The sequence below is a fragment of the Pontibacterium granulatum genome (assembly GCF_029961155.1).
GTDB classification, from domain to species: domain Bacteria; phylum Pseudomonadota; class Gammaproteobacteria; order Pseudomonadales; family Balneatricaceae; genus Pontibacterium; species Pontibacterium granulatum.
On record NZ_JASBRH010000030.1, the window covers coordinates 38,832 to 48,749 of the forward strand.

Below are 9,918 nucleotides of genomic sequence, written 5' to 3' on the forward strand. Positions count from 1 at the left end.
GGGCTAGCATTAGCTTGCCGACGCCCGCAGAGTGCCCATTTACTCGTGATAGGGTACCGAGTAGCGACACTTAGCACCTTTTAATATTGTGACTTGTACTTCTCCCGCGCATGACTTGGCGACAGGCCAAAATAATCCTTAAAGCAGTTGCTGAAGTGGCTTGAGGTAACGAATCCGCACGCCAAGGCGATGTTCAACACTGGCTCGTTGCTTTGTAACAGCAGGCGGCGGGCATGTGTCAGGCGCAGTTCCAGGTAGTAGCGGCTTGGCGAGGTATCCAGGTGGTTCTGAAACAGTCGCTCGATCTGACGGCGGGAAACGCCAACACAGCCGCTCAGCTCTTCCATACTCATCGGTTCTTCGATGTTTGCGGCCATCAGCTCCATCATATCGCGCAAATTTTGCGGTAGGCAGGGATCGTCGCTGAGGGTGCTTAGTGTTGTGTCGCTATGCTCGGAGATTTGATCACAGCTAAGAATCTCACGGATGGCGCGTACCACCTCTTTGCCTTGGGTGTTTTCGATCATACCCAGCATCATCTCCAACGCGCTGGTAGGGCCCGCGCTGGTCAGGCGGTGCTCGTCGGTGATCACAACCTGGTTGGATATGCGTACTTGAGGGAAGTGCTCCTGCATCAGGGCATGGTTGTCCGGGTGAAGCGCACACTCATGGCTATCGAGAATTCCAGCCTGGGCCAGCGCTATAGCACCGTTCCAGATCCCACCGAGGGTAATACCTTGGCGCTGTGCTTCCTTCAAAAGCTGAGTAAGGTGAGGATGTTTCTCGGTAGAGCAGCGATAACCACCGCATACCACCAGAATGTCTGGCAGTTTTTTGTGCTCGTTCAGAATCCCTCGAATTGTATCCTGTGCGGCGATACCAATGCCCAGATCACTGGTTACCGGGGATTGATCTACGGCGATGGTCTGATAACTGAACAAGGGGTGGTTTTTCACCAGATTGGCAGTGACCAACGCATCAACAGCGGCTGTAAACGCCATCATTGAGAAGTGCTCCTGCAGGACAAATCCCACACTGATGGTTTTGGTCGATTGCTCTTCGGTCACGAGGAACGGACTGTTGGCATCACGTAGGGCTGAGCTGAAGTGGCGTGTGTCTTTTATACAGGTCATGGGCGGGACCTCTTGTGAAGGAAGTGAGTTATTGTTTTTCTTTTTATAGCAGGTTGTTTCTGTGATTAATAATCCCGTTTCTTAATCAGATGTCGGCTTTGTAAAAATATGTAAAATAATGTAAATGAGTATTAATTTAGTAAGGGGTTTGGGTTTGTATTTTGTTTACATAAGTTTCGTTTGTGTTGCGAAGAAAAGGTTTGGTGGGTGATTGTAGCCAGGTAATAGGCTTTAAATGTAATAGGTGGTTTACAATCTGGGATATGAATTTTTTTCACAGAAGATTTTGCTGTTTTGAGGTGGCTGTAAATTAAATTTTCTCGGGTGTATAAGTTTAATGGACGTGAGCTGCAGGCCGTGAATTGGCTGCGGTTTAACCCATAAAAATAAAATTAGTTATCTTCAGTACGGAAGATCCGGAGAAAATAATGAAAACTACGAAAACCCGTTTCTGCCTCAAATCTATTGTTGCTTCGTCTCTTATGATGGGCGCGTTAGCGACCACTTCCGCAGAGGCGGCGACCGTTCTGCGTATCGCCAGTCAGCATGCCCCTGACCAGTACGCTTCCGAAGTACTGCGCGATGTAAAAAAAGAGCTGGAAAGTGCGGGTGTTGACCTGAAAATCAAGCTGTACCCGGCCGGTCAGCTGGGATCTGGTGAGCAGCTGTTGGGCGAAGCGGTGCGCGGCAGCATCGATATCGTTCACTCCTTTGTCTACAGCCACAAAGACCCGGTACTGGAGATCAACTCTCTGCCATACCTGGTATCCAACTACGAAGAGATGGGCAAAGTATTCAGCCCGGGCTCTAACTTCTACAGCATCTTCGATCAGCGCATGGATAAGCTGGGCCTGAAACTGCTGGGTGTAACCGCTGAAGGCTTCATCGGTGTAATGGCCTCTTCCGTGCCTGAAAACTACAAGAGCACCGGCGACAAAGGCCAGAACATCCGGGTATGGAGCGCACAGTCTGCCAAGTTGGGAACCGAGGATATGGGCTACAAAACCACCACCATCGATTGGGGTGATGCGTTTCCGGCACTGCAGCAGGGCGTGGTTGACGGCATGATCGGTGCGACTCCGGAAGCAACCTACACCACCTTCAAAGAAGCGATTAAAAACTACGTACCGTACAACGCGTTCGTGGAAAACTACGCCTACTACGCGAGCAAGAAAACCTGGGAGAAAAAGCTGAACGATGAGCAGCGTAAAGTAATCTCCGACGTATTCGCAAAAGCCTCTGCACGTTTCGTAGAGTGGAGCCGTAAGAACGATGCGGCAAACCTTAAGAAACTGGAAGAGTTTGGTGTAGAAATCCTGCCTATTTCCGATGCCGAGCGTAGCGCAATTGCCAAAGAGATTCGTGAAAAGACTTGGCCAAAACTGGAAGGGCGTCTGGGTAAAGAAGTGCTTGACCAGATTGTTGCGGACCTGAAATAACCTGCTTGCTCTGCGGTCGGCCTGTCGCAGAGCTTTTTTATTCAAGACGTGCTTGCTTTTCCATAGCTAGGGTGGAGGGGCAAGCTCGGTCTATAAAAAGAGTGTTGCTGTATGCATTTAAATATACCGCGTCCGCTCCATCGTCTGGTCGATATTCTTTTGCGAACAAAAGAATATTTTCTGGCGGCAGCCAGTCTGATCATGGCGTTTGTGTTTTTCTTCGTTGTGATATTGCGTTACGGGTTTCAAGCCGATCTCTTCGCTTATGAAGAGTGGGTATTGATGCTGGCTTTCTGGGTTTATTTTCTCGGTGGTGCGATGGGTAGTTATGAAAATACCCATGTGAAAGCGGATTTTCTGTTGTCGGTGATCGATAACGTACGCACTAAATGGATTGTGGTGAACTGCACCCTGTTCCTCGAAATTCTGATTGGCGCCGTACTGAGTTATTGGGGCTGGTTGATGCTTAATGAAGAGATTGTCGCGTATCCGGACTGGCAGCGTACCACCGGTCTCGATCTGCCGTTCTTCATTCCGAAACTGGGTATTTTCCTCGGGTTCGTTCTGATGACGTTCTATACCTCTTTGCACTTATACAGTGGCCTGCGTGATGGCCCGAGCGAAGAGTGGGAATCAGACGAAGCACCGCCTCATATCTAAGAGTAATTCCCGATGTTGATTTTATTGACCTTACTTGTGATCTGCGTCGCCTTGGTGATCGGTATTCCCGTACCGTTCGCCTTTGGTCTGGCGCTGGTCTATATGTACCTGACCGGTGACCATGACCCGGCGGGTTTCCTGACCTCCGGTCACTGGCGCATGAACGTGCTGGTACTGCTGGCGATTCCGCTGTTCATCATGGCGGGCACTATCATGGAGCGTGGCAAGATCGCGCAGCCGTTGGTGGAACTGGCCGAGTTATTTGTTGGCCGCTTTAAGGGCGGTATCGCGTATGCGGCGGTAGGTGCCAGTGCGGTATTTGGTTCCATTGCCGGTAGTGCGACGGCAACCCTGACTTGTATCGGCAGCATCATGATGCCGCAGCTGCGTCGCGCTAATTACCCGGAAGGCTTGTCTGCTGCGCTGATTACCAACGCAGCACCGCTGGGCCTGTTGATTCCGCCAAGTGCGATCCAGATTATCTACGCATGGGTAACCCGTCAGTCTGTACTGAAGTGTTTCCTCGCGACTATCGTGCCGGGTCTGATCCTGGTGGTGCTACTGTGCATTGTGAACTACATCATGTTGCGCAAGTACAACAACATTAAGATCCTGCCAAAATCGGAAAACTTTACCGGTGATGTGGCAAAGAAAAGTCGCTTTGCGCTGCCTGCGTTGCTGATGCCATTTATGATTCTGGGGGGGATCTATGGCGGCATCATGACACCAACCGAAGCGGCGGGTATCGCCGTGGTGTACGCAATTCCTGTGGGTTTCTTTATCTACAAAGGCCTGAACAAGGACAATTTCAAAGAAGCGCTGGTACAGTCTGCGACCACCACCGGCGTGGTGATGGTGATGTTCTTTATGGTGATGATCGTCAGCCGTTTGCTGATCTTTGAAGATATCCCAACCCTGGCGAAAGACCTGATCTTCTCTGTATCCGACAACCCGATCGTCGTGCTGATCATGGTGAACGTGGTCATGATTCTAATCGGAATGCTGATGGACGATGTAAGTGGCGTCCTGCTGGCATCTCCGTTGCTGTTCCCGATCGTGGTTGAGTTGGGTGTTGATCCCATTCAGTTTGCAGCGATCGTTGGTGTAAACCTGGGTATGGGTAACATCACGCCGCCAACGGCACCGCTGTTGTACCTGGGTTCACGAGTAACCGGTGTACGCGTAAGCGCAATGCTCAAGCCAACCCTGATTATGATCCTGTTCGCCTGGATTCCGACGCTGATCATCACGACGTACGTGCCTCAGGTGTCACTGTTTCTGCCGAAGCTGTTCCTGGGCTAGTAGTCCGGGAGGCAGATCATAGGCGGAGATTGGGTCATAATCGGCTTTCCGCCATCAAAACCCCGCGGTTTGGGCTCTGCGGGGTTTTTTATTGCCTCACTGTCCGATAACGTGAAACCGGTAGGTCGAATCCTTTGTAGGTTGGCCATCGCGAAGCGATGCCCAACACGTAGATTCAAACGTGCCCGTTAAATGTTGGGCTTCGCATTGCGAAGGCCAGCCTACGCGTTTTTGAAATTGGAGGTCCGGAACTGAATGGATAGATTGACGCCATCCTCGCCTCGGGTGCAGGCGATGCCTGTGAAAGAGTGTGATGAGCCGCTGGTGGATATCGCCCTGGCTTCCGGTCTGCAATTTGGCCCACCGCCCGAATGTCCTGAAACTGCGCCTCATTATCGTTTTGTGCGTCGCTCGATACTCGAACGTTTACAGCACGCTCAGTCGTTATTGCCCGATGGGATCTGCCTGCGGTTGTATGAAGGATATCGCAGCCTTCAGGTGCAGCAGCTGTTGTTTGATCAGGAGTATGCACGGATTAAACGACGCCAGCCTGAGCTGTCTGACGCGCAGGCATATCGGGAAACAACACGCTTGGTCTCTGCCGTTCAACGCCCTGATGGTTCTCTGAATATTCCTCCCCATGCAACCGGTGCGGCTGTGGATGTAGAGCTGGTGGATGCGAATGGGCAGGTTTTGGATTTCGGAATGGAGATCGCGGATTGGAGTCGGGTCGACCCAGGTCTGTGTGTTACCGATGCTGGTGGATTGTCTGCCAGTGCCCGCTATCACCGGCAGATGCTACAGGATGTGATGGAGCGGGCGGGGTTTGTGAACTACGTGGAGGAGTGGTGGCACTTTTCCTATGGTGATCAGCTCTGGGCTTATGTCACCGGAAATCCGGTTGCGATCTATGGTGTGATTGACCTTTAGGGATTATGGCTTCCAGTCGCGCGCCAATGTGATGGTTTGAGCCATGACCTGTTCCAGTTCTGTCAGCTGTTCTGAATTCATCGCCGTTCCAATTTCGGCCAGCTCTTCCAACTGACGCAGTCGGTGACTGGCTCGGGTAAAACCTAAGGTGTCACATGCACCCGCCAGTTTATGGGCTTGCTGGCTGATCTCATAATCATCTCCAGCGTCGATGCTTTGCTGTAGCTTTGGCCAAAGTTCATCGTGAACCTTGCAGTAGCCATTCATCAGCGTGGCCAGCTTTTCAGGCCCCAGCATCTGTTGATGCACACCGATGATAGCCTGATCCAGTAACGGTACGTCGTTTTCTATAGCTGTGAGTTCCTTATCTGTAAGCTCCGGGGTTGTATCGACTGTCACTTTATCGCCACGTACGGCTGCAAACAGTTGCGCTTTCTGGACTGGTTTAGCAATGACGTTGCTGATTCCTGCTTCCAGATAATCGTGCACATCCTCCGGCCGTACACTCGCGGTCAGGGCGATGATGCGGGTATGTTGGTTGATGCACTCCGGATCGTTGGTCAGGCGCCGGCTGATTTCGATCCCACTCAGGCCCGGCAGGTGCATATCCATCAGGATCAGGTCAAAGGGTTGCTCCTGGCCCAGCTTCAGGGCCTCAAATCCATCGCTGGCAATGGTGACCTGATGCCGTTGTTCTGCCAGCAAACCCAACACAACCTGCTGGTTTATCTCCACATCTTCCACCAGCAGGATGCTTTGAGGCTGGATGATTGAATCCGGTGGTGTGCTTGGTAGTGTATCTTGTTCAGTTAGCTGAGCGGCTTCCAGCGTAATCTCCACCCAGAAGGTGCTGCCCTGGCCAGGTTGACTGATGAGTCCAATCTGGCCGCCCAAGTGTTCTGCAAGCTCCTTACAGATAGCAAGGCCCAGGCCGGTACCTCCAAAGCGGCGGGTGATGGTTTCATCCGCTTGGGTAAAGCGGTCGAAGATATGTTCCTGCAGCTCAGGCGCAATACCGATGCCGGAGTCGATAATCTCAAAACGTAGATGATATTTACTGCCTTTCTGTTTTAGCGTGCGGACGTTCAGTTGCACAGTCCCCTGATCGGTAAACTTGATGGCATTGGCGAGCAGGTTGGTGAGGATTTGACGCAGGCTGCTCTCTTCAGTGGAGCAGTGATCGATCACGTCCTCACCACGGTTGAGCACGAGATCGATCTTTTTACGGTCCGCTTCCGGGGCGAGTAGCGTAATCAGGTTGTGCAACAGGTTGTGCAAGGAGAAGCAGGTCGGCGTCACACTGTACGCGCCCTCCACCAGACGACCGTATTCCAGTACGTTGTTGAAGGTGGCGAGTAGGGCGTTGGTGGCATCGTGCAGCACGTGGATATGATCGCGCTGTTTTGAAGTCAACTCACTGCTTTCCAAGAGCTGGATCATGCCCAGCATGCCGTTCATGGGTGTGCGGATCTCGTGGCTCATGGTGGAGAGGAAGCGGGATTTGGCATTGCTGGCTTCCTCGGCAGCCTCTTTGGCGCGCAGTAGGCTCTGGGTACGGCGCTCCACCATCTCTTGCAGTTGGTCACGGTTATAACGCAGGCGCTGCTCTTCCTGTTCGCGGCGGGCGATATCCATACGGATCGACTGGCGCATATCGTTCAGTGCCGTCACCAACTGATCCAGCTCGTCCCGTTTCTTCGGTGGTTGGCGGTTAAGGGTGAGGCTATGTTCAAGCTCACCGGCACCGATCTCCCTGCTGTAGTTAGCCATGGACTCCAGATGGCGGGTGATTTGACGTTGGAAGATCACCAAAATGACCAGCACGATCAGCAAGACCAGCAGCGTCTGCGTCAGGAAGGTGTTAAAGCTGCGTTTGATGATGCGACTGTTGATCGCTTCGAGGTCAAAGCTGACATCGAGTCGGCCCAGCTTGCGTCCGGTCTGGTTGGTGACGTGAATCAGCTCAAAACTGTGGGTTTGTACCTTGTGATCCTCGGACGGCGGCGTCAGGTCTTCAATAGAGACATCGTTGCTGTCCAGTGTGAGGTACGCGACATCGGGTAGGTTTTGAATCCCTTTTAGCTGCAGTTCGATCTGCCCCTGATCCAGGTCCCAGAGACTTTTGGCAAGGCTGGCCAGGTAGCTGCTGCGGATCAGGTCTACCTGCTGGTCGATTGCCTTGTGTTCACGACGGTAATCCAGGGTGAGTTGCAGAGCCGTGGAGAGCAGAATAAACAGGAAGCTGCAGGCACACACATACACCATAACCCGATAACCCAGCGGGTGTTGGCTGGAGTAGTTGGCAATCTTGGATAACAGGCCTTTAGGGTGATTCATGGTGAAGTCTGTGGCTCCGGTTTATCAGCGTTGTCGAGGTATTTCAGGCTGTAGTGGTTGGTCAGACGCTGAATGGTGCCATCCTGTTGCATCTCTTTCAGGCGGCGATCGATAAAAGGCATGTGCTCGTTCAATCCGCTCCGGTGGCCGACGGCCAGGTAGTAGAACTCGGTGCTTACCCGGTAATCTAATGCGACAACCTTGTCGTGATACCTCATCTTACGGCTTTGCAGACGGCCACTCAGCAGGCCTATGGGCATGAAGTCGATACGCTGGCGGGCGAGTTTTTCGAAGTTCTGACGGTTGCGGGACACATGCTCGATTCGGGTATTCTGCGCCAGGAACTGGTCGAAACGCTCGCCAAAACTGTCGCCCAAAAGCAGCCCGGCAGTCTTGCCGCGCAGGTCGTCCAAGTAAGTGAAGCTGATTGGCTTCTCTCGGTTCACAAACAGCGCGACAGGATCGGCGATCACCGGTTGCTGACTGAACCAGAGGTAGGTTTCCCGGCTGGGGATACGGTATGCCGCGACTACGATATCTGCGTTACCTAACTGCACTTCCCGCAAACAGCGTTTCCAGTTGTAGTCAGCGCTGAGTTCAACCGTGTAGCCAAGCTCTGCAAACAGCTGAAGGGTGACGGAAGGAGCCAGCCCTGTGAGCTGATCTCCCTGCACCCAGGACACCGGTGGGTAAAACGGGTGCCCACAGGCTTTTAAAACGCGTGCGTGGCTGGTGGAGATGCTCAGCATAAGGCTGAGCAGTGTGCATCCCAGCCAGCGGATGGTCATGCCATGTCCACGGGCTTGGGGGTGAACAGGTAACCGGCGCCGTGAACGGTTAGAATGGTTTTGGGATTTGCCGGATCGTCGCCCAACTTGCGGCGCAGACGACCGATCAGCACATCCACGGTGCGGTCACTGGGTACCCACTCGCGGTTACGGATCTGTTCCAGAATCTGTTCACGGCTCATCACCCGACCGGAGTGTGTCATCAGGGTATTGAGGAGCTGAAATTCACCTTCGGTCAGCTGCACGACCTGTTGCAGCTCATCGATCAACTGACGGCGATCCAGATTCAGCTTCCAGCGCTCGAACTGCTTAAAGCTGTGGGGCAGGGAGTCGGTCGGTTTGGCGTCGGTACAGTGGCGCACGCGGCGTACCAGATTTTTGGTACGGGCCAGTATTTCTCGTGGGTTAAAGGGTTTGGTGACATATTCATCGGCACCGCATTCCAGGCCGATCAGGCGATCCACTTCATCTTGGCGACCGGTGACCAGGATGATGCCCACTTCGGTATGCACGCGGAGTTCGCGGGTGAGTGTCAGGCCATCCTTGCCCGGTAAACGGATGTCGAGCAGGATCACATCGATTGGCTCGCTGCTGAGAATCGCTTCGGCTTGCTCAGCCGTTTCAGCACTGTAAACGGTGTAACCTTCCTCTTCGAAGTAGCTGCGCAAACAATCGCGCGTTAGCTCTTCGTCATCGACCACGAGGATTCTGGAATCTGTATTCATCGGACCTTTTATCCGTACAACGTACGTTATTTTTATTATATGCAGTGATCTGCAGGGATTTACCTGCCTCTAAACCTAGAGGGTTACCTGTAGAGTTGGCAAGCTCTGTTTACATATCGTTTACAACGTTTTACAGGTTTAAACGTATTTGGAATCGACGGGGACGTCTGTAAGGTGTCTGGAAGGTTGTATGTTATGCGAGGCGCCCGAACATGTATGCATGAGCGCCTCGTGATGGCGTTTGATGAGTTTGAGATGTTTTGCCTTAGCCGTACGCTAAAGACGGGAGAACGAGTACAAGCTGTGGCCAGAACACCAGAATGAGCAGGCCAAGTAACTGCAGCAAGATGAACGGGATCACCCCTTTGTAGATGTCGGACAGCTTGACGTTCGGTGGGCATACACCCTTCAGGTAGAACAACGCGAATCCGACCGGTGGTGTAAGGAACGATGTCTGCAAAGCCATCGCCACCAACATCACGAACCACACCAGCTCAGGGTTATCCACGACACCGTAGCCGTTGATATCCAGGCCCAGGGCGGAGACTACCGGTGCCAGCAGCGGCAGGATAATCAGCGTGATCTCGATCCAGTCCAGGAAGAA

At 52.8% G+C, this 9,918-nt stretch carries 9 protein-coding genes; 4 read left to right on the forward strand and 5 right to left on the reverse strand.

Annotation, left to right across the window (positions count from 1 at the left end):
• Nucleotides 1–80: 80 nt before the first annotated feature.
• Nucleotides 81–1,133, reverse strand: a complete 1,053-nt coding sequence (locus tag QKW35_RS19030) for a GlxA family transcriptional regulator (protein WP_282355693.1) — start codon at nt 1,131–1,133, stop codon at nt 81–83.
• A gap of 428 nt (nt 1,134–1,561) precedes the next feature.
• On the opposite strand from QKW35_RS19030, the gene dctP reads away from it, so the two are divergent.
• The 4 genes from dctP (at nt 1,562) to QKW35_RS19050 (ending at nt 5,464) form a co-directional block, all read left to right on the forward strand.
• Nucleotides 1,562–2,572, forward strand: a complete 1,011-nt coding sequence (gene dctP / locus QKW35_RS19035) for a TRAP transporter substrate-binding protein DctP (protein ID WP_282355694.1) — start codon at nt 1,562–1,564, stop codon at nt 2,570–2,572.
• Between the two features lie 111 nt (nt 2,573–2,683).
• Nucleotides 2,684–3,232, forward strand: coding sequence for a TRAP transporter small permease (locus QKW35_RS19040; RefSeq protein WP_282355695.1), 549 nt, complete (start codon nt 2,684–2,686; stop codon nt 3,230–3,232).
• A 12-nt stretch (nt 3,233–3,244) separates the two neighbouring features.
• Nucleotides 3,245–4,534 (forward strand): TRAP transporter large permease, encoded by a 1,290-nt coding sequence (locus QKW35_RS19045; RefSeq protein ID WP_282355696.1) that lies wholly within the window; start codon nt 3,245–3,247, stop codon nt 4,532–4,534.
• 255 nt (nt 4,535–4,789) lie between these two features.
• Entirely contained in the window at nt 4,790–5,464 is a 675-nt protein-coding gene (locus QKW35_RS19050) for a M15 family metallopeptidase (protein WP_282355697.1), read from the forward strand.
• A gap of 3 nt (nt 5,465–5,467) precedes the next feature.
• Here the strand turns inward: QKW35_RS19050 and QKW35_RS19055 are convergent, their stop codons facing one another.
• The 4 genes from QKW35_RS19055 to QKW35_RS19070 form a co-directional block, all read right to left on the reverse strand.
• Nucleotides 5,468–7,801, reverse strand: a complete 2,334-nt coding sequence (locus tag QKW35_RS19055; protein ID WP_282355698.1) for an ATP-binding protein — start codon at nt 7,799–7,801, stop codon at nt 5,468–5,470.
• Entirely contained in the window at nt 7,798–8,589 is a 792-nt protein-coding gene (locus QKW35_RS19060; RefSeq protein ID WP_282355699.1) for a substrate-binding periplasmic protein, read from the reverse strand. The genes QKW35_RS19055 and QKW35_RS19060 overlap by 4 nt, the downstream gene beginning before the upstream one ends.
• Nucleotides 8,586–9,314, reverse strand: a complete 729-nt coding sequence (locus QKW35_RS19065; RefSeq protein ID WP_282355700.1) for a response regulator — start codon at nt 9,312–9,314, stop codon at nt 8,586–8,588. The genes QKW35_RS19060 and QKW35_RS19065 overlap by 4 nt, the downstream gene beginning before the upstream one ends.
• Before the next feature lie 265 nt (nt 9,315–9,579).
• Nucleotides 9,580–9,918, reverse strand: a 339-nt coding sequence (locus QKW35_RS19070) for a TRAP transporter large permease subunit (RefSeq protein ID WP_282355702.1), incomplete at its 5' end; no start/stop codon positions are given.